Below are 21908 nucleotides of genomic sequence, written 5' to 3' on the forward strand. Positions count from 1 at the left end.
CGGTAGTTCAACAGCGCGCTGAACAGCGGCGCCGGCGCCGCCACCCCGCTGCAGCGTTGCGCCAGCGCCAGCGAGGCATGCTCGTGCGCCAGCAGCTCGGAAAGCCGCGCATGGGTGGTCCGCACGCTCGCCTCGACCCCGGTCCCGTCGAGGTCGAGCCGCACAGGCAGGGTGTTGATGAACAGGCCCAGCGCCCGGTCGGCGCCCGCACCCCATGCATGCGGCCGAACAGCACCGTGCCGAACACCACCTGCTCACGGCCGCTTGCACGCGCCACCACCTGCCCCCAGGCCAGATGGCAAAGGCTCGCCAGGCTTACCCCGAGCCGCCGCGCTTGTTGCCGCAGCCGATCGTTGAGCGCCTGCGGCAGCATCCGCCGCGCCTCGTGAGACCCGATGCCATCACCATAGACCTCGCTCAGCCCAAACGGCATGGTCGGCTCGTCGATGTCGGCCAACTGTTCCTGGAAGAACTCTTCATGCGCCTTGGCATCAACCCCCAGCCGCGCCTGCGCCACCAGATTGCGGAACGGCTGCGGTGCTGCCAGCTCATGCGCACGCCCGTCGAGCACGGCCCGCACCTCGGCATGCATCACTTCCAGCGTCGTGTGATCCCCGATCAGATGATGCTGCAGCTCCAGCAGCAGCCAGCGCCCGCTGCCCGGCTCGCGCGCGATCACAAACCGCAACAGCGGCGCCCGGCCAAGGTCGATGCGCTGCCGGCGTGGATCAAACCGGCGCCGGAGCTCATCGGCGCCGGAACCGTCACAGTCATCCAGCTCGACCTCGCTCACCTGCAGCGGCGCACGCCGACACCACCTGGGCCGGGCTCGACAGCCCCTCCCAGACAAAGGCGGTGCGCAGGATGTCGTGCCGATCCACCACTTGCTGAACCGCGCCAAGATAGCGGTCCAGCAGGCCACGCGGCGAACGCCATCTGCGAGACCAGCAGATATGGATCGCCCCGGCTGGCCAGCAGATGATGGAACAGGATGCCGTCCTGCAGCGGCGACAGGCCATAAATGTCCTGGATGTTGCCGACGCCGCGGGAACCGTGGCGACGATCCGGTCGATCTCCTCCTGGGTCAGATCGATGAGCGGCAGCATCTGCGGCGTAATCGCCGTACTCTCCTCGGTGATCAGGTTGGCAGGCACCGCCACCTCGTGATGGCTGCCCAGGCTTGCGGCAGATCGGCCAGCACCGGCCTGGCGAACAGGGTGCGCACCTCCACCCCCAGCGACAGCCGCCGCAGCCGCTCCATCAATTGAACCGCCAGGAGCGAGTGGCCGCCGAGTCGAAGAAGTGGTCGTGGCGTCCGACCCGCTCGACCCCAGAAGCTCGGCCCAGATCCCGGCCAGCGCCGTCTCGATCCGCCCTGCGGCGCCTCATAGCTGCGGCGCGCATAGGCGTCGTCGGCCGGCGCCGGCAGCCCCTTGCGGTCGAGCTTGCCGTTCGCCGTCAAGGGCAGCGCTCGAGCCGCACGAACGCCGACGGCACCATGTAGTCCGGCAGCCGCCCGCCCAGATGCGCCCGCAAGGCGACGGCCAGCCCGCTTCCATCGTCGTCGTCCGATCCGGCCTCGGGTCCACACACGACATAGGCGACAAGGTGCTTGTCGCCGGCGCGGTCCTGGCGCGCCACCACCGCCGCCTCGCGCACCCGGGCGTGCTCGCAAAGCCGTGCGGCGATCTCGCCCGGCTCGATGCGGAAGCCGCGGATCTTCACCTGGTCGTCGTTGCGGCCGAGGAACTCCAGATTGCCGTCCGGCAGATAGCGCCCCAGGTCGCCGGTCCGGTACAGCCGCGCCGCCTCATCGCTGAACGGATCGGCCAAAACCGCTCGGCGTCAGCTCGGGCGGTTGAGGTAGCCACGCGCACACCGCACCCCCGATATAAACTCCCCGACCTCCATACGGAACCGGCGCACCATGACCGTCCAGCAGATACACCCGCGTGTTGGCAATCGGACGGCCGATCGTCTCAACGACAGCCTCTCCCCTCGGCATGCAAATCCAGGTCGAGTACGTCGTCGTCTCCGAAGGAGCGTACAGATTACAGATCTTCTCTACGCCACTGCTCTCGAAGACCCTCTCGATCAGATCTGCCTTCAGCCGCTCACCCGCCAAATTGATCACGCTGGTCGAAGCCGGCACGGCTTGCTGGTCGACCAGAGCGGCGATCGCCGAGGGGACCGTGTTGATCAAGGAGACATCCAAGGGCGTCTGCGCCAGCGCCAGTGCATCCTCGACAAGATAAAGCGTGCTTCCTTGCGACAGCGGAACGAAGCACTCATAGACGGACAAATCAAAACTGATCGAGGTAGAAAACAGCGTGCGGCTGATCTCTGACTCCGCAAACACGCCGCTGCTCCAATGCAGCAGGTTGACGGTGCTGGCGTGCTCGACCATGACGCCCTTTGGGGTTCCGGTGGAGCCGGAGGTGTAGATGACATAGGCGAGATGGCGTGCGGTCAGGCCAAGGGCGCTCGGGTCCGGGTTCGAGGCGGGCAGTTCGGCCCAGGCCGGGGTCGCCGTCTCCAGATCGACCACCGTCAGATCGACAAGCGCCTCGGGGCCGAGTGCGGCGCGGCCGGCCGCGTCGCAAAGCAGCAGCCGCGGTGCGGCATCATCGAGACCTGCCGCAGCCGCGCGACGGATAGGCCGGGTCCAGCGGCAGATAGGCGCCGCCCGCCTTGAGGATCGCCAGCAGTCCCACCACCATCGACGGACTGCGCTCCAGGCAGATCGCCACACGGTCGTCCGGCCTGACCCCAGCCCGATCAGATGATGGGCCAGCCGGTTGGCCCGGGCGTTGAGCTCGCCATAGCTCAGGCGCTCTCCTCATGGACGAGGGCGACGGCTTCGGGTGCGCGCCGGACCTGCTGCTCGAACAGCTCGTGGATGCAGCGCTCCGACGGATATCCGCCGCCGTCCGGTTCAGATCCTCCAGCAGATAGCTGCGTTCGGCGGCCGGCAGGATGTCGAGCTCGCGCACCGGCCTATTGGGGGCATGCTCCAGCGCCTCGGCCAGTTGCTCGAGCACCTGCTGCATGTAGCCGCAGACCCGATCCGCAGACACGGGCTCCACCACCTGCGCCGTCAGGCCGAGCGCCTCGCCAAAATCCTCCACCGACAGGGTCAGCGGATAGTTGGTGCGCTCCTCGCCGCCCAGCCATTCCATGCCGGACAGCCCATCCTCCGCTTCGCAGGCGAGCGCCGGCGTGTTGTGACGGTAGTTCAACAGCGCGCTGAACAGCGGCGCCGGCGCCGCCACCCCGCTGCAGCGTTGCGCCAGCGCCAGCGAGGCATGCTCGTGCGCCAGCAGCTCGGAAAGCCGCGCATGGGTGGTCCGCACGCTCGCCTCGACCCCGGTCCCGTCGAGGTCGAGCCGCAATGGCAGGGTGTTGATGAACAGGCCCAGCGCCCGGTCGGCGCCCGCACCGGCATGCATGCGGCCGAACAGCACCGTGCCGAACACCACCTGCTCACGGCCGCTTGCACGCGCCACCACCTGCCCCCAGGCCAGATGGCAAAGGCTCGCCAGGCTTACCCCGAGCCGCCGCGCTTGTTGCCGCAGCCGATCGTTGAGCGCCTGCGGCAGCATCCGCCGCGCCTCGTGAGACCCGATGCCATCACCATAGACCTCGCTCAGCCCAAACGGCATGGTCGGCTCGTCGATGTCGGCCAACTGTTCCTGGAAGAACTCTTCATGCGCCTTGGCATCAACCCCCAGCCGCGCCTGCGCCACCAGATTGCGGAACGGCTGCGGCGCTGCCAGCTCATGCGCACGCCCGTCGAGCACGGCCCGCACCTCGGCATGCATCACTTCCAGCGTCGTGTGATCCCCGATCAGATGATGCTGCAGCTCCAGCAGCAGCCAGCGCCCGCTGCCCGGCTCGCGCGCGATCACAAACCGCAACAGCGGCGCCCGGCCAAGGTCGATGCGCTGCCGGCGTGGATCAAACCGGCGCCGGAGCTCCTCGGCGCCGGAACCGTCACAGTCATCCAGCTCGACCTCGCTCACCTGCAGCGGCGCTTTCCGCCAGACCACCTGGGCCGGGCTCGACAGCCCCTCCCAGACAAAGGCGGTGCGCAGGATGTCGTGCCGATCCACGACTTGCTGAACCGCCGCTAGATAGCGCTCCAGCAGACCCCGGTCGGCGAACGCCATCTGCGAGACCAGCAGATATGGATCGCCCCGGCTGGCCAGCAGATGATGGAACAGGATGCCGTCCTGCAGCGGCGACAGGCCATAAATGTCCTGGATGTTGCCGACGCCGCCGGGAACCGTGGCGACGATCCGGTCGATCTCCGGCTGGGCCAGCGCGATGAGCGGCAGCATCTGCGGCGTAATCGCCGTACTCTGCTTGGTGATCAGGTTGGCAGGCACCGCCACCTCGTGATGGCTGCCAAGGCTGGCGGCAAGATCGGCCAGCACCGGCCTGGCGAACAGGGTGCGCACCTCCACCCCGAGCGACAGCCGCCGCAGCCGCTCCATCAGCTGCACCGCCAGCAAGGAATGTCCGCCGAGCTCGAAGAAGTGGTCGTGGCGGCCGACCCGCTCGACCCGAGAAGCTCCGCCCAGATGCCGGCCAGCATCGTCTCGATCTCGCCCTGCGGCGCCTCGTAGGTGCGGCGCACATAGGCGTCGTCCTCCGGCGAAGGCAGCCCCTTGCGGTCGAGCTTGCCGTTCGCCGTCAAGGGCAGCGCCTCGAGCCGCACGAACGCCGACGGCACCATGTAGTCCGGCAGCCGCCCGCCCAGATGCGCCCGCAAGGCGACGGCCAGCCCGCTTCCATCCTCGTCGTCCGATCCTGCCTCGGGTCCACACACGACATAGGCGACAAGGTGCTTGTCGCCGGCGCGGTCCTGGCGCGCCACCACCGCCGCCTCGCGCACCCGGGCGTGCTCGCAAAGCCGTGCGGCGATCTCGCCCGGCTCGATGCGGAAGCCGCGGATCTTCACCTGGTCGTCGTTGCGGCCGAGGAACTCCAGATTGCCGTCCGGCAGATAACGCCCCAGGTCGCCGGTCCGGTACAGCCGGGCGCCTGCCTCATCGCTGAACGGATCGGCCAAAAACCGCTCGGCCGTCAGCTTGGGCCGGTTCAGGTAGCCCCGCGCAACCCCTGCCCCGCCGATGTAAAGCTCGCCCACCGCCCCGAACGGCACGGGCTGGGCAAACCGATCCAACAGATAGGCCACCGAATTGCGAATTGGTCGACCCAGCGGCACCCGTTGCCGGCCATCGAACTCAGCAGGCACCGGATAGCAAAGACTAAAGGTGGTGTTCTCTGTCGGGCCGTAGCCATTTGAGATTCGCAGCGTCGGATGTCGCTTCTGGCATGCCCTGATGGAAGCGATGGAGACCTCCTCGCCCCCGACCAGCAGTTGCTGTAGCCGATTGGTGCTCCGCCCCTCCGCGACATAGACGTCGAACAACCGGGCAGTCATCCAAGCGATGGTGACGCCTTGGTCCTGGATGATCTGGGCCAGCGTTGCGGTCGAGAGGTGACGTTCAGGATAGAGCACAACCCTGGCGCCGTTCGCCAAGGCACCCCAGACCTCGAACGTGGTCGCGTCGAATGTCGGCGAGGAGGCATTGAGAAAGATGTCCTGCGGCGAGATTTCGACGAAATCGTTGCCCGCCACCAGACGCACCAATCCCCGATGCTCGACCATGACGCCTTTGGGCGTTCCGGTGGAGCCTGAGGTGTAGATGACATAGGCGAGATGGCTGGGGGTCAGGCCAAGGGCGCGCGGGTCCGGGTTCGAGGCCGGCAGTTCGGCCCAGGCCGGGGTGGCCGTCTCCAGATCGATCACCGTCAGATCGACAAGCGCCTCCGGGCCGAGTGCGGCGCGTCCGACGGCATCGCAAAGCAGCAGGTGCGGTGCGGCATCCTCGAGCACCTGCCGCAGCCGCGCGCACGGATAGGCCGGGTCCAGCGGCAGATAGGCGCCGCCCGCCTTGAGGATCGCCAAAAGTCCCACCACCATCGCCGGGCTGCGCTCCAGGCAGATCGCCACCGGCTGATCCGGCTTCACACCCAGCGCAATCAGATGATGGGCCAGCCGGTTGGCCTGGGCGTTGAGCGCGCCATAGCTCAGCTCTTCGTCCTCATGGACGAGGGCGACGGCTTCGGGTGCGCGCCGGACCTGTTGCTCGAACAGCTCGTGGATGCAGCGCTCCGACGGATAGGCCGCCGCCGTCCGGTTCAGATCCTCCAGCAGATAGGTGCGCTCATCTGATGACAGCAGCTCGATGCGGCCGACCGGCTGGTCGGCATCGGCAACCATCGCCCGCAGCAGCGCCAGCAGATAACCACGCTGCCGCTCGATCGTCGCCTGATCGAACAGCGCCGTCGCATAGCCGAACGTTCCGGCGATCTCCTCACCACGCTCGCCAAGGCTCAGCTCCAGATCGAACTTGACCTGATCGAGCCCCTCGCCCGCAGCCTCCACGTTCAGCCCGGCAAGGTCGAACGACCCGACGGCGTTGTTCTGCCAGGCCAACATCACCTGGAACAGCGGCGTGTGATCAAGATGCCGGGGCGGCTTGACGATCTCCACCACCTGTTCGAACGGCAGGTCCTGATGCTCCTGCGCAGCCAGGGCCGTGCGCCGCGTCCGTTCCAGAAGCTCCGACACATCAGGTTCGCCCGACAGGTCGACCCGAAGCGCCAGGGTGTTGACGAAGAAGCCTATCAACTCTTCGATCTCGCCCCGGCCGCGATTGGCGCTCGGCACGCCGATCACAAGGTCGTCCTGCCCCGACAGACGCGACAGCACCGCCGCCCAGGCCGCCAGCACCGTCATGAACAACGTCGTGCCATGCTGCCGGCTCAGCCGCTTCAGACCCCGCGTCAGATCCTGGTCGATGACAACAGGCACACTGGCCCCGGCAAACGACTGCTGGGCCGGACGCGCACGGTCCGTCGGCAAGGCAAGACGGGCCGGAGCGCCGGCCAGGGCGTCGCGCCAATACTGCGCCTGGCGCTGCAGCCGTTCCCCCGACAGCCATTGCCGTTGCCAGGCGGCATAATCCGGGTACTGGATCGCCAGCGGCGGCAAAGGATCGTCCTCTCCAGCCTCGAACGCCCGGTAAAGCTGACTGAGTTCACGCACCAGCACGCCCATCGACCAGCCGTCCGAGACGATATGATGCTGGGTCAACAGGAAGACGTGTTCCGCATCCGACATCCGGATCAGCCGCCCGCGGATCAGCGGCCCGCGCGCAAGATCGAATGGCGTGCGCGCCTCTTCATGGCACAGATCCAGAAGCGCCGCCTCTGCATCCGGCCGGCCCCGCAGATCGTGCTCGAGCACCGGCAACCCCGCATCCGGCGGCAGAACCTCAACCCGGGGCTTGCCCTCCGGTGCGACAAAGACACTGCGCAGCGCCTCGTGACGGGCAAACAAATGGTCAAGGCTGCGCTGCCAGGCGGTGCGGTCGAGCCCACCACGCAGCCGCAAGGCCAGCGGAATGTGATAGTTTGTGCTGCCCTCGTCCAGCTGCGCCAAAAACCATAGCCGCTGCTGCGCAAACGACAGCACAAGCGGCTCATGACGCGACACGGCCGCAATCGCCGGCAGCTCTTGCGGACCGGCGCGGCTCAACGCCTCGACGATGCTTGCCGCCAGATCGGAAAGCACCGGCCTGGCAAACAGCCTCGTCAGCGGCAGCGCGACGCCAACAGCCTGCGACAGCCGGCTCGAGAGCTGCACCGCCAGCAAGGAGTGGCCGCCGAGCTCGAAGAAGTGGTCGTGGCGTCCGACCCGCTCCAGCCCCAGAAGCTCGGCCCAGATCCCGGCCAGCGCCGTCTCGATCTCGCCCTGCGGCGCCTCATAGCTGCGGCGCGCATAGGCGTCGTCGGCCGGCGCCGGCAGCCCCTTGCGGTCGAGCTTGCCGTTCGCCGTCAAGGGCAGCGCTTCGAGCCGCACGAACGCCGACGGCACCATGTAGTCCGGCAGCCGCCCGCTCAGATGCGCCCGCAAGGCGCCGGCCAGCCCGCCTCCATCGTCGTCGTCCGATCCTGCCTCGGGTCCACACACGACATAGGCGACAAGGTGCTTGTCGCCGGCGCGGTCCTGGCGCGCCACCACCGCCGCCTCGCGCACCCGGGCGTGCTCGCAAAGCCGTGCGGCGATCTCGCCCGGCTCGATGCGGAAGCCGCGGATCTTCACCTGGTCGTCGTTGCGGCCGAGGAACTCCAGATTGCCGTCCGGCAGATAGCGCCCCAGGTCGCCGGTCCGGTACAGCCGATCGCCGTCGACAAAGGGACTGGCGATGAACCGCTCGGCCGTCAGCTCGGGGCGGTTGAGGTAGCCCCGCGCAACGCCTGCCCCGCCGATGTAAAGCTCGCCCACCGCCCCGAACGGCACGGGCGCACCATGACCGTCCAGCAGATACACCCGCGTGTTGGCAATCGGACGGCCGATCGTCTCAACGACAGCCTCTCCCCTCGGCATGCAAATCCAGGTCGAGTACGTCGTCGTCTCCGAAGGAGCGTACAGATTACAGATCTTCTCTACGCCACTGCTCTCGAAGACCCTCTCGATCAGATCTGCCTTCAGCCGCTCACCCGCCAAATTGATGACGCTGGTCGAAGCCGGCACGGCTTGCTGGTCGACCAGAGCGGCGATCGCCGAGGGGACCGTGTTGATCAAGGAGACATCCAAGGGCGTCTGCGCCAGCGCCAGTGCATCCTCGACAAGATAAAGCGTGCTTCCTTGCGACAGCGGAACGAAGCACTCATAGACGGACAAATCAAAACTGATCGAGGTAGAAAACAGCGTGCGGCTGATCTCTGACTCCGCAAACACGCCGCGGCTCCAATGCAGCAGGTTGACGGTGCTGGCATGCTCGACCATGACGCCCTTTGGGGTTCCGGTGGAGCCTGAGGTGTAGATGACATAGGCGAGATGGCTGGGGGTCAGGCCAAGGGCGCTCGGGTCTGGGTCCGAGGCCGGCAGTTCGGCCCAGGCCGGGGTCGCCGTCTCCAGATCGACCACCGTCAGATAGGCGAGCGCCTCGGGGCCGAGTGCGGCGCGGCCGGCCGCATCGCAAAGCAGCAGGTGCGGTGCGGCATCGTCGACAACCTGCCGCAGCCGCGCCGACGGATAGGCCGGGTCCAGCGGCAGATAGGCGCCGCCCGCCTTGAGGATCGCCAGCAGTCCCACCACCATCGCCGGGCTGCGCTCCAGGCAGATCGCCACCGGCTGGTCCGGCTTCACACCCAGCGCAATCAGATGATGGGCCAGCCGGTTGGCCCGGGCGTTGAGCTCGCCATAGCAGATCGACTGCTCTTCGAAGACCACCGCCACCGCCTCCGGCGCCTTTTGCACCTGCTGCTCGAACAGCTCGTGGATGCACCGCTCCGACGGATAGGCCGCCGCCGTCCGGTTCAGATCCTCCAGCAGATAGCTGCGCTCGGCGGCCGGCAGGATGTCGAGCTCGCGCACCGGCCTATTAGGGGCATGCTCCAGCGCCTCGGCCAATTGCTCGAGCACCTGCTGCATGTAGCCGCAGACCCGATCCGCAGACACGGGCTCCACCACCTGCGCCGTCAGGCCGAGCGCCTCGCCAAAATCCTCCACCGACAGGGTCAGCGGATAGTTGGTGCGTTCCTCGCCGCCCAGCCATTCCACGCCCGACAGGACATCGTCCGTTCCGGAGCCGGACATGGCCGCCGGCGTGGTGTGACGGTAGTTCAACAGCGCGCTGAACAGCGGCGCCGGCGCCGCAACCCCGCTGCAGCGTTGCGCCAGCGCCAGCGAGGCATGCTCGTGCGCCAGCAGCTCGGAAAGCCGCGCATGGGTGGTCCGCACGCTCGCCTCGACCCCGGTCCCGTCGAGGTCGAGCCGCACAGGCAGGGTGTTGATGAACAGGCCAAGCGCCCGGTCGGCGCCCGCACCGGCATGCATGCGGCCGAACAGCACCGTGCCGAACACCACCTGCTCACGGCCGCTTGCACGCGCCACCACCTGCCCCCAGGCCAGATGGCAAAGGCTCGCCAGGCTTACCCCGAGCCGCCGCGCTTGTTGCCGCAGCCGATCGTTGAGCGCCTGCGGCAGCATCCGCCGCGCCTCGTGAGACCCGATGCCATCACCATAGACCTCGCTCAGCCCAAACGGCATGGTCGGCTCGTCGATGTCGGCCAACTGTTCCTGGAAGAACTCTTCATGCGCCTTGGCATCAACCCCCAGCCGCGCCTGCGCCACCAGATTGCGGAACGGCTGCGGTGCTGCCAGCTCATGCGCACGCCCGTCGAGCACGGCCCGCACCTCGGCATGCATCACTTCCAGCGTCGTGTGATCCCCGATCAGATGATGCTGCAGCTCCAGCAGCAGCCAGCGCCCGCTGCCCGGCTCGCGCGCGATCACAAACCGCAACAGCGGCGCCCGGCCAAGGTCGATGCGCTGCCGGCGTGGATCAAACCGGCGCCGGAGCTCCTCGGCGCCGGAACCGTCACAGTCATCCAGCTCGACCTCGCTCACCTGCAGCGGCGCTTTCCGCCAGACCACCTGGGCCGGGCTCGACAGCCCCTCCCAGACAAAGGCGGTGCGCAGGATGTCGTGCCGATCCACCACTTGCTGAACCGCCGCTAGATAGCGCTCCAGCAGACCCCGGTCGGCGAACGCCATCTGCGAGACCAGCAGATATGGATCGCCCCGGCTGGCCAGCAGATGATGGAACAGGATGCCGTCCTGCAGCGGCGACAGGCCATAAATGTCCTGGATGTTGCCGACGCCGCCGGGAACCGTGGCGACGATCCGGTCGATCTCCTCCTGGGTCAGATCGATGAGCGGCAGCATCTGCGGCGTAATCGCCGTACTCTCCTCGGTGATCAGGTTGGCAGGCACCGCCACCTCGTGATGGCTGCCCAGGCTTGCGGCCAGATCGGCCAGCACCGGCCTGGCGAACAGGGTGCGCACCTCCACCCCCAGCGACAGCCGCCGCAGCCGCTCCATCAATTGAACCGCCAGCAAGGAATGGCCGCCGAGCTCGAAGAAGTGGTCGTGGCGTCCGACCCGCTCCAGCCCCAGAAGCTCGGCCCAGATCCCGGCCAGCGCCGTCTCGATCTCGCCTTGCGGCGCCTCATAGCTGCGGCGCGCATAGGCGTCGTCGGCCGGCGCCGGCAGCCCCTTGCGGTCGAGCTTGCCGTTCGCCGTCAACGGCAGCGCCTCCAACCGCACGAACGCCGACGGCACCATGTAGTCCGGCAGCCGCCCGCCCAGATGCGCCCGCAAGGCGACGGCCAGCCCGCTTCCATCCTCGTCGTCCGATCCGGCCTCGGGTCCACACACGACATAGGCGACAAGGTGCTTGTCGCCGGCGCGGTCCTGGCGCGCCACCACCACCGCCTCGCGCACCCGGGCGTGCTCGCAAAGCCGGGCGGCGATCTCGCCCGGCTCGATGCGGAAGCCGCGGATCTTCACCTGGTCGTCGTTGCGGCCCAGAAACTCCAGATTGCCGTCCGGCAGATAGCGCCCCAGGTCGCCGGTCCGGTACAGCCGGGCGCCTGCCTCATCGCTGAACGGATCGGCCAGGAAACGCTCCGCCGTCAGCTCGGGACGGTTCAGGTAGCCCCGCGCAACGCCTGCCCCGCCGATGTAAAGCTCACCCGCCGCCCCGAACGGCACGGGCGCACCATGACCGTCCAGCAGATACACCCGCGTGTTGGCAATCGGACGGCCGATCGGGACAACTGACCCATCAAAATTATCGGGACAACTCCAAACCGTCGCGCAGACTGTTGCTTCGGTCGGGCCATAAGCGTTGACGATAGATGCCGAGGCCAGACTTCGGACGAGTTCTGCTTTCGGCAGTTCGCCAGCAAGAATGAGAACTTGCGATGCCAAACATCCCGGATCCCTGCTTGCCTGAAGCAAGGCTGGAGGTAACGTCGCATGGGTTATGGCTTCGCTTCGCAGGTAATCCGATAGCTTGTTACTCGCCTGGCGGAGCTCGTCCGCAGGCAAGTGCAATGCGGCGCCTGAGCCAAACGCCATGACAAGCTCCCAAGCACTTGCATCAAAACCGAAGGAGGCGAACTGCACGACACGGCTATTTGAACAGACGCCAAAAAGCCCGATCTGAGCCAACCCCAGATTGACCAGGCTGTGATGCTCGACCATGACGCCCTTTGGGGTTCCGGTTGATCCGGAGGTGTAGATGACATAGGCGAGATGGCGTGAGGTCAGGCCAAGGGCGCTCGGGTCCGGGTTCGAGGCGGGCAGTTCGGCCCAGGCCGGGGTCGCCGTCTCCAGATCGACCACCGTCAGATCGACAAGCGCCTCCGGGCCGAGTGCGGCGCGTCCGGCGGCATCGCAAAGCAGCAGCCGCGGTGCGGCATCCTCGACAACCTGCCGCAGCCGCGCGCACGGATAGGCCGGGTCCAGCGGCAGATAGGCGCCGCCCGCCTTGAGGATCGCCAAAAGTCCCACCACCATCGCCGGGCTGCGCTCCAGGCAGATCGCCACCGGCTGATCCGGCCTGACCCCGAGCCCGATCAGATGATGGGCCAGCCGGTTGGCCTGGGCGTTGAGCGCGCCATAGCTCAGCTCTTCGTCCTCATGGACGAGGGCGACGGCTTCGGGTGCGCGCCGGACCTGTTGCTCGAACAGCTCGTGGATGCAGCGCTCCGACGGATAGGCCGCCGCCGTCCGGTTCAGATCCTCCAAAAGATAGGTCCGCTCCTCGGCCGGAAGAATGTCGATGCGGCCGACCGGCTGGTCGGCATCGGCAACCATCGCCCGCAGCAGCGCCAGCAGATAACCACGCTGCCGCTCGATGGTCGCCTGATCGAACAGCGCCGTGGCATAGCCGAACGTTCCGGCGATCTCCTCGCCATGCTCGCCAAGGCTCAGCTCCAGATCGAACTTGACCTGATCGAGCCCGTCCCCGGCCGCCGCCACGTTCAGCCCGGCAAGGTCCAATGACCCGACGGCGTTGTTCTGCCAGGCCAACATCACCTGGAACAGCGGCGTGTGATCAAGATGCCGGGGCGGCTTGACGATCTCCACCACCTGCTCGAACGGCAGGTCCTGATGCTCCTGCGCAGCCAGGGCCGTGCGCCGCGTCCGTTCCAGAAGCTGCGACACGCTCGGCTCGTCCGACAGGTCGACCCGAAGCGCCAGGGTGTTGACGAAGAAGCCGATCAATTCTTCGATCTCGCCCCGGCCGCGATTGGCGCTCGGCACGCCGATCACAATGTCGTCCTGCCCCGACAGACGCGACAGCACCGCCGCCCAGGCCGCCAGCACCGTCATGAACAACGTCGTGCCATGCTGCCGGCTCAGCCGCTTCAGACCCCGCGTCAGATCCTGGTCGATGACAACAGGCACACTGGCCCCGGCAAACGACTGCTGGGCCGGACGCGCTCGGTCCGTCGGCAAGGCAAGTCTGGCCGGAGCGCCGGCCAGGGCGTCGCGCCAATACTGCGCCTGGCGCTGCAGCCGTTCCCCCGACAGCCATTGCCGTTGCCAGGCGGCATAATCCGGGTACTGGATCGCCAGCGGCGGCAAAGGATCGTCCTCTCCAGCCGCAAACGCCCGGTAAAGCTGACTGAGTTCACGCACCAGCACGCCCATCGACCAGCCGTCCGAGACGATATGATGCTGGGTCAGCAGGAAGACGTGCTCCGCATCCGACATCCGGATCAGCCGCCCGCGGATCAGCGGCCCGCGCGCAAGATCGAATGGCGTGCGCGCCTCTTCATGGCACAGATCCAGAAGCGCCGCCTCTGCATCCGGCCGGCCCCGCAGATCGTGCTCGAGCACCGGCAACCCCGCCTCCGGCGGCAGAACCTCAACCCGGGGCTTGCCCTCCGGTGCGACAAAGACACTGCGCAGCGCCTCGTGACGGGCAAACAAATGGTCAAGGCTGCGCTGCCAGGCGGTGCGGTCGAGCCCACCACGCAGCCGCAAGGCCAGCGGAATGTGATAGTTTGTGCTGCCCTCGTCCAGCTGCGCCAAAAACCATAGCCGCTGCTGCGCAAACGACAGCACAAGCGGCTCATGACGCGACACGGCCGCAATCGCCGGCAGCTCTTGCGGACCGGCGCGGCTCAACGCCTCGACGATGCTTGCCGCCAGATCGGAAAGCACCGGCCTGGCAAACAGCCTCGTCAGCGGCAGCGCGACGCCAACAGCCTGCGACAGCCGGCTCGAGAGCTGCACCGCCAGCAAGGAGTGGCCGCCGAGCTCGAAGAAGTGGTCGTGGCGTCCGACCCGCTCGACACCGAGGAGCTCGGCCCAGATCCCGGCCAGCGCCGTCTCGATCCCGCCCTGCGGCGCCTCATAGCTGCGGCGCGCATAGGCGTCGTCGGCCGGCGCCGGCAGCCCCTTGCGGTCGAGCTTGCCGTTCGCCGTCAAGGGCAGCGCCTCCAACCGCACGAACGCCGACGGCACCATGTAGTCCGGCAGCCGCCCGCCCAGATGCGCCCGCAAGGCGCCGGCCAGCCCGCTTCCATCGTCGTCGTCCGATCCGGCCTCGGGTCCACACACGACATAGGCGACAAGGTGCTTGTCGCCGGTGCGATCCTGGCGCGCCACCACCGCCGCCTCGCGCACCCAGGCGTGCTCGCCAAGCCGTGCGGCGATCTCGCCCGGCTCGATGCGGAAGCCGCGGATCTTCACCTGGTCGTCGTTGCGGCCGAGGAACTCCAGATTGCCGTCCGGCAGATAGCGCCCCAGGTCGCCGGTCCGGTACAGCTGGTCGCCCGCCACAAAGGGGCTGGCGATGAACCGCTCGGCCGTCAGCTCGGGGCGGTTCAGGTAGCCCCGCGCTACACCGGCACCCCCGATATACAACTCCCCGACCGCTCCATACGGCACGGGCGCACCATGACCGTCCAGCAGATACACCCGCGTGTTGGCAATCGGACGGCCGATATGTGGCACAACGTTGTCACTGAAGAGCCGTCCCGAGGTTGCCACGACGGTGGCTTCCGTCGGGCCATAATTGTTTATTAACTTGAGAGGCGACGGTAGCCGGGAAGGCACACGCTGGAGACGATCACCGCCAATAAGCAAGTACTCCAACGTGGGATTTATCAGCTTGTCTTCTAATGCGGTTGTAGCCAGCGGTGTGACTAAAAAGGCGGCGTCCAGCGATTGATCACGCCACCATTGCAGTAGAAGCAGGGGATCTCCTGCTGCTGCTCTTGGCGAGAGCAGCAATGCGCTCCGATTGGATAATGCAGACCATAGCTCCCAAATACTGGCATCGAATGCCACTCCGGCCGTGAGTGCGCAGCAGGTTTCTGGTTGCCGACAGAACGCTTGCACATGCCATGCTGTAAGATTGACCAGACTTCCATGCTCGACCATGACGCCCTTTGGGGTTCCGGTGGAGCCTGAGGTGTAGATGACATAGGCGAGATGGCGCGCGGTCAGGCCAAGGGCGCGCGGGTCCGGGTTCGAGGCCGGCAGTTCGGCCCAGGCCGGGGTGGCCGTCTCCAGATCCATCACCGTCAGATCGGCGAGCGCCTCCGGGCCGAGTGCGGCGCGTCCGGCCGCATCGCAAAGCAGCAGGTGCGGCGCGGCATCGCCGAGCACCTGCCGCAGCCGCGCCGACGGATAGGCCGGATCCAGCGGCAGATAGGCGCCGCCCGCCTTGAGGATCGCCAAAAGTCCCACCACCATCGCCGGGCTGCGCTCCAGGCAGATGGCCACCGGCTGGTCCGGCCTGACCCCGAGCCCGATCAGATGATGGGCCAGCCGGTTGGCCCGGGCGTTCAGTTCGCCATAGCAGATCGACTGCTCTTCGAAGACCACCGCCACCGCCTCCGGCGCCTTTTGCACCTGCTGCTCGAACAGCTCGTGGATGCAGCGCTCCGACGGATAATCCGCCGCCGTCCGGTTCAGATCCTCCAGCAGATAGCTGCGTTCGGCGGCCGGCAGGATGTCGAGCTCGCGCACCGGCCTATTGGGGGCATGCTCCAGCGCCTCGGCCAGTTGCTCGAGCACCTGCTGCATGTAGCCGCAGACCCGATCCGCAGACACGGGCTCCACCACCTGCGCCGTCAGGCCGAGCGCCTCGCCAAAATCCTCCACCGACAGGGTCAGCGGATAGTTGGTGCGCTCCTCGCCGCCCAGCCATTCCATGCCGGACAGGAGATCATCCGCTTCGCAGGCGAGCGCCGGCGTGTTGTGACGGTAGTTCAACAGCGCGCTGAACAGCGGCGCCGGCGCCGCCACCCCGCTGCAGCGTTGCGCCAGCGCCAGCGAGGCATGCTCGTGCGCCAGCAGCTCGGAAAGCCGCGCATGGGTGGTCCGCACGCTCGCCTCGACCCCGGTCCCGTCGAGGTCGAGCCGCACAGGCAGGGTGTTGATGAACAGGCCCAGCGCCCGGTCGGCGCCCGCACCCGCATGCATGCGGCCGAACAGCACCGTGCCGAACACCACCTGCTCACGGCCGCTTGCACGCGCCACCACCTGCCCCCAGGCCAGATGGCAAAGGCTCGCCAGGCTTACCCCGAGCCGCCGCGCTTGTTGCCGCAGCCGATCGTTGAGCGCCTGCGGCAGCATCCGCCGTGCCTCGCCGACCCCGCTGCCGTCGCCGCGCACCTCGCTCAGCCCGAACGGCATGGTCGGCTCGTCGATGTCGGCCAACTGTTCCTGGAAGAACTCTTCATGCGCCTTGGCATCAACCCCCAGCCGCGCCTGCGCCACCAGATTGCGGAACGGCTGCGGCGCTGCCAGCTCATGCGCACGCCCGTCGAGCACGGCCCGCACCTCGGCATGCATCACTTCCAGCGTCGTGTGATCCCCGATCAGATGATGCTGCAGCTCCAGCAGCAGCCAGCGCCCGCTGCCCGGCTCGCGCGCGATCACAAACCGCAACAGCGGCGCCCGGCCAAGGTCGATGCGCTGCCGGCGTGGATCAAACCGGCGCCGGAGCTCCTCGGCGCCGGAACCGTCACAGTCATCCAGCTCGACCTCGCTCACCTGCAGCGGCGCTTTCCGCCAGACCACCTGGGCCGGGCTCGACAGCCCCTCCCAGACAAAGGCGGTGCGCAGGATGTCGTGCCGATCCACGACTTGCTGAACCGCCGCTAGATAGCGCTCCAGCAGACCCCGGTCGGCGAACGCCATCTGCGAGACCAGCAGATATGGATCGCCCCGGCTGGCCAGCAGATGATGGAACAGGATGCCGTCCTGCAGCGGCGACAGGCCATAAATGTCCTGGATGTTGCCGACGCCGCCGGGAACCGTGGCGACGATCCGGTCGATCTCCTCCTGGGTCAGATCGATGAGCGGCAGCATCTGCGGCGTAATCGCCGTACTCTCCTCGGTGATCAGGTTGGCAGGCACCGCCACCTCGTGATGGCTGCCCAGGCTTGCGGCGAGATCGGCCAGCACCGGCCTGGCGAACAGGGTGCGCACCTCCACCCCCAGCGACAGCCGCCGCAGCCGCTCCATCAATTGAACCGCCAGGAGCGAGTGGCCGCCGAGTTCGAAGAAGTGGTCGTGGCGTCCGACCCGCTCGACACCGAGGAGCTCGGCCCAGATCCCGGCCAGCGCCGTCTCGATCCCGCCCTGCGGCGCCTCATAGCTGCGGCGCGCATAGGCGTCGTCGGCCGGCGCCGGCAGCCCCTTGCGGTCGAGCTTGCCGTTCGCCGTCAAGGGCAGCGCCGATAGCCGCACGAACGCCGCCGGCACCATGTAGTCCGGCAGCCGCCCGCCCAGATGCGCCCGCAAGGCGACGGCCAGCCCGCTTCCATCGTCGTCGTCCGATCCTGCCTCGGGTCCACACACGACATAGGCGACAAGGTGCTTGTCGCCGGCGCGGTCCTGGCGCGCCACCACCGCCGCCTCGCGCACCCGGGCGTGCTCGCCAAGCCGTGCGGCGATCTCGCCCGGCTCGATGCGGAAGCCGCGGATCTTCACCTGGTCGTCGTTGCGGCCGAGGAACTCCAGATTGCCGTCCGGCAGATAACGCCCCAGGTCGCCGGTCCGGTACAGCCGATCGCCGTCCACAAAGGGACTGGCGATGAACCGCTCGGCCGTCAGCTCGGGGCGGTTGAGGTAGCCCCGCGCTACACCGGCACCCCCGATATACAACTCCCCGACCGCTCCATACGGCACGGGCGCACCATGACCGTCCAGCAGATACACCCGCGTGTTGGCAATCGGACGGCCGATATGTGGCACAACGTTGTCACTGAAGAGCCGTCCCGAGGTTGCCACGACGGTGGCTTCCGTCGGGCCATAATTGTTTATTAACTTGAGAGGCGACGGTAGCCGGGAAGGCACACGCTGGAGACGATCACCGCCAATAAGCAAGTACTCCAACGTGGGATTTATCAGCTTGTCTTCTAATGCGGTTGTAGCCAGCGGTGTGACTAAAAAGGCGGCGTCCAGCGATTGATCACGCCACCATTGCAGTAGAAGCAGGGGATCTCCTGCTGCTGCTCTTGGCGAGAGCAGCAATGCGCTCCGATTGGATAATGCAGACCATAGCTCCCAAATACTGGCATCGAATGCCACTCCGGCCGTGAGTGCGCAGCAGGTTTCTGGTTGCCGACAGAACGCTTGCACATGCCATGCTGTAAGATTGACCAGACTTCCATGCTCGACCATGACGCCCTTTGGGGTTCCGGTGGAGCCGGAGGTGTAGATGACATAGGCGAGATGGCGTGCGGTCAGGCCAAGGGCGCTCGGGTCCGGGTTCGAGGCCGGCAGTTCGGCCCAGGCCGGGGTCGCCGTCTCCAGATCGATCACCGTCAGATCGACAAGCGGCTCGGGGCCGAGTGCGGCGCGGCCGGCCGGATCGCAAAGCAGCAGCCGCGGTGCGGCATCCTCGAGCACCTGCCGCAGCCGCGCCGACGGATAGGCCGGATCCAGCGGCAGATAGGCGCCGCCCGCCTTGAGGATCGCCAAAAGTCCCACCACCATCGCCGGGCTGCGCTCCAGGCAGATCGCCACCGGCTGATCCGGCTTCACACCCAGCGCAATCAGATGATGGGCCAGCCGGTTGGCCCGGGCGTTGAGCTCGCCATAGCTCAGGCGCTCGTCCTCATGGACCACCGCCACCGCCTCCGGCGCCTTTTGCACCTGCTGCTCGAACAGCTCGTGGATGCAGCGCTCCGACGGATAATCCGCCGCCGTCCGGTTCAGATCCTCCAGCAGATAGCTGCGTTCGGCGGCCGGCAGGATGTCGACTCGCGCACCGGCCTATTGGGGCATGCTCCAGCGCCTCGCCAATTGCTCGAGCACCTGCTGCATGTAGCCGCAACCCGATCCGCAGACACGGCTCCGCCACCTGCGCCGTGAGGCCGAGCGCCTCGCCAAAATCCTCCACCGACAGGGTCAGCGGATAGTTGGTGCGCTCCTCGCCGCCCAGCCATTCCATGCCGGACAGGAGATCATCCGCTTCGCAGGCGAGCGCCGGTGCGTGTTGTGACGGTAGTTCAACAGCGCGCTGAACAGCGGCGCCGGCGCCGCCACCCCGCTGCAGCGTTGCGCCAGCGCCAGCGAGGCATGCTCGTGCGCCAGCAGCTCGGAAAGCCGCGCATGGGTGGTCCGCACGCTCGCCTCGACCCCGGTCCCGTCGAGGTCGAGCCGCACAGGCAGGGTGTTGATGAACAGGCCCAGCGCCCGGTCGGCGCCCGCACCCGCATGCATGCGGCCGAACAGCACCGTGCCGAACACCACCTGCTCACGGCCGCTGCTGCGCGCCACCACCTGCCCCCAGGCCAGATGGCAAAGGCTCGCCAGGCTTACCCGAGCCGCCGCGCTTGTTGCCGCAGCCGATCGTTGAGCGCCTGCGGCAACATCCGCCGCGCCTCGTGAGACCCGATGCCATCACCATAGACCTCGCTCAGCCCAAACGGCATGGTCGGCTCGTCGATGTCGGCCAACTGTTCCTGGAAGAACTCTTCATGCGCCTTGGCATCAACCCCCAGCCGCGCCTGCGCCACCAGATTGCGGAACGGCTGCGGCGCTGCCAGCTCATGCGCACGCCCGTCGAGCACGGCCCGCACCTCGGCATGCATCACTTCCAGCGTCGTGTGATCCCCGATCAGATGATGCTGCAGCTCCAGCAGCAGCCAGCGCCCGCTGCCCGGCTCGCGCGCGATCACAAACCGCAACAGCGGCGCCCGGCCAAGGTCGATGCGCTGCCGGCGTGGATCAAACCGGCGCCGGAGCTCCTCGGCGCCGGAACCGTCACAGTCATCCAGCTCGACCTCGCTCACCTGCAGCGGCGCTTTCCGCCACACCACCTGGGCCGGGCTCGACAGCCCCTCCCAGACAAAGGCGGTGCGCAGGATGTCGTGCCGATCCACGACTTGCTGAACCGCCGCTAGATAGCGCTCCAGCAGACCCCGGTCGGCGAACGCCATCTGCGAGACCAGCAGATATGGATCGCCCCGGCTGGCCAGCAGATGATGGAACAGGATGCCGTCCTGCAGCGGCGACAGGCCATAAATGTCCTGGATGTTGCCGACGCCGCCGGGAACCGTGGCGACGATCCGGTCGATCTCCTCCTGGGTCAGATCGATGAGCGGCAGCATCTGCGGCGTAATCGCCGTACTCTCCTCGGTGATCAGGTTGGCAGGCACCGCCACCTCGTGATGGCTGCCCAGGCTTGCGGCGAGATCGGCCAGCACCGGCCTGGCGAACAGGGTGCGCACCTCCACCCCCAGCGACAGCCGCCGCAGCCGCTCCATCAATTGAACCGCCAGGAGCGAGTGGCCGCCGAGCTCGAAGAAGTGGTCGTGGCGTCCGACCCGCTCCAGCCCCAGAAGCTCGGCCCAGATCCCGGCCAGCGCCGTCTCGATCCCGCCCTGCGGCGCCTCATAGCTGCGGCGCGCATAGGCGTCGTCGGCCGGCGCCGGCAGCCCCTTGCGGTCGAGCTTGCCGTTCGCCGTCAAGGGCAGCGCTTCGAGCCGCACGAACGCCGACGGCACCATGTAGTCCGGCAGCCGCCCGCCCAGATGCGCCCGCAAGGCGCCGGCCAGCCCGCTTCCATCGTCGTCGTCCGATCCGGCCTCGGGTCCACACACGACATAGGCGACAAGGTGCTTGTCGCCGGCGCGGTCCTGGCGCGCCACCACCGCCGCCTCGCGCACCCGGGCGTGCTCGCAAAGCCGTGCGGCGATCTCGCCCGGCTCGATACGGAAGCCGCGGATCTTCACCTGGTCGTCGTTGCGGCCGAGGAACTCCAGATTGCCGTCCGGCAGATAACGCCCCAGGTCGCCGGTCCGGTACAGCCGGGCGCCTGCCTCATCGCTGAACGGATCGGCCAAACCGCTCGGCCGTCAGCGGGGCGGTTGAGGTAGCCCCGCGCAACCCTGCCCCGCCGATGTAAAGCTCTCCCGCCGCCCCGAACGGCACGGGCTGGGCAAACCGATCCAACAGATAGGCCACCGAATTGCGAATTGGTCGACCCAGCGGCACCCGTTGCCGGCCATCGAACTCAGCAGGCACCGGATACAAAGACTAAAGGTGGTGTTCTCTGTCGGGCCGTAGCCATTTGAGATTCGCAGCGTCGGATGTCGCTTCTGGCATGCCCTGATGGAAGCGATGGAGACCTCCTCGCCCCCGACCAGCAGTTGCTGTAGCCGATTGGTGCTCCGCCCCTCCGCGACATAGACGTCGAACAACCGGGCAGTCATCCAAGCGATGGTGACGCCTTGGTCCTGGATGATCTGGGCCAGCGTTGCGGTCGAGAGGTGACGTTCAGGATAGAGCACAACCCTGGCGCCGTTCGCCAAGGCACCCCAGACCTCGAACGTGGTCGCGTCGAATGTCGGCGAGGAGGCATTGAGAAAGATGTCCTGCGGCGAGATTTCGACGAAATCGTTGCCCGCCACCAGACGCACCAATCCCCGATGCTCGACCATGACGCCTTTGGGGTTCCGGTGAGCCTGAGGTGTAGATGACATAGGCGAGATGGCGCGCG

9 protein-coding genes and 1 pseudogene are annotated in these 21908 nt (G+C 67.3%); all 10 read right to left on the reverse strand.

Annotated features, from left to right (window positions below):
- Positions 1–7 precede the first annotated feature (7 nt).
- A complete protein-coding gene (locus ISN39_RS33190) occupies positions 8–793 on the reverse strand; it encodes a condensation domain-containing protein (protein ID WP_194732199.1) in 786 nt (261 codons plus the stop codon).
- Positions 771–1154, reverse strand: coding sequence for a hypothetical protein (locus ISN39_RS33195; RefSeq protein ID WP_194732200.1), 384 nt, complete (start codon positions 1152–1154; stop codon positions 771–773). The genes ISN39_RS33190 and ISN39_RS33195 overlap by 23 nt, the downstream gene beginning before the upstream one ends.
- Entirely contained in the window at positions 1139–1462 is a 324-nt protein-coding gene (locus tag ISN39_RS33200) for a phosphopantetheine-binding protein (RefSeq protein ID WP_194732201.1), read from the reverse strand. Before ISN39_RS33200 ends, ISN39_RS33195 begins: the two co-directional genes overlap by 16 nt.
- A complete protein-coding gene (locus tag ISN39_RS37755; RefSeq protein WP_194732202.1) occupies positions 1459–1833 on the reverse strand; it encodes an AMP-binding protein in 375 nt (124 codons plus the stop codon). The genes ISN39_RS33200 and ISN39_RS37755 overlap by 4 nt, the downstream gene beginning before the upstream one ends.
- Complete coding sequence (locus ISN39_RS33210; protein WP_348652030.1) at positions 1811–2794, reverse strand: AMP-binding protein; 984 nt, start codon at positions 2792–2794, stop codon at positions 1811–1813. Before ISN39_RS33210 ends, ISN39_RS37755 begins: the two co-directional genes overlap by 23 nt.
- Positions 2706–4505, reverse strand: a pseudogene (locus tag ISN39_RS33215) (condensation domain-containing protein); the annotation flags it as partial. The gene ISN39_RS33210 and the pseudogene ISN39_RS33215, both read right to left, overlap by 89 nt.
- Positions 4496–19057 (reverse strand): non-ribosomal peptide synthetase, encoded by a 14562-nt coding sequence (locus ISN39_RS33220; RefSeq protein ID WP_281438343.1) that lies wholly within the window; start codon positions 19055–19057, stop codon positions 4496–4498. The pseudogene ISN39_RS33215 and the gene ISN39_RS33220, both read right to left, overlap by 10 nt.
- A 255-nt stretch (positions 19058–19312) precedes the next feature.
- Positions 19313–19720, reverse strand: a complete 408-nt coding sequence (locus tag ISN39_RS37760) for a condensation domain-containing protein (RefSeq protein ID WP_194732235.1) — start codon at positions 19718–19720, stop codon at positions 19313–19315.
- A 2-nt stretch (positions 19721–19722) separates the two neighbouring features.
- Positions 19723–21252, reverse strand: a complete 1530-nt coding sequence (locus tag ISN39_RS33230) for a condensation domain-containing protein (protein ID WP_194732205.1) — start codon at positions 21250–21252, stop codon at positions 19723–19725.
- A 12-nt stretch (positions 21253–21264) separates the two neighbouring features.
- Positions 21265–21891 carry an AMP-binding protein gene (locus ISN39_RS37765; protein WP_348652019.1) on the reverse strand — a complete coding sequence of 209 codons (627 nt, stop codon included), beginning with the start codon at positions 21889–21891 and terminating at the stop codon, positions 21265–21267.
- Positions 21892–21908: the final 17 nt, after the last annotated feature.

It is taken from the genome of Rhizobium sp. 007 (assembly GCF_015353075.1).
Lineage (GTDB): Bacteria > Pseudomonadota > Alphaproteobacteria > Rhizobiales > Rhizobiaceae > Rhizobium.

What these genes read in the sequence shown, in the direction of transcription:
- ISN39_RS37765 (WP_348652019.1), bottom strand. Translation starts at nt 21,891, where the DNA reads ATGTCATCTACACCTCAGGCTCACCGGAACCCCAAAGGCGTCATGGTC.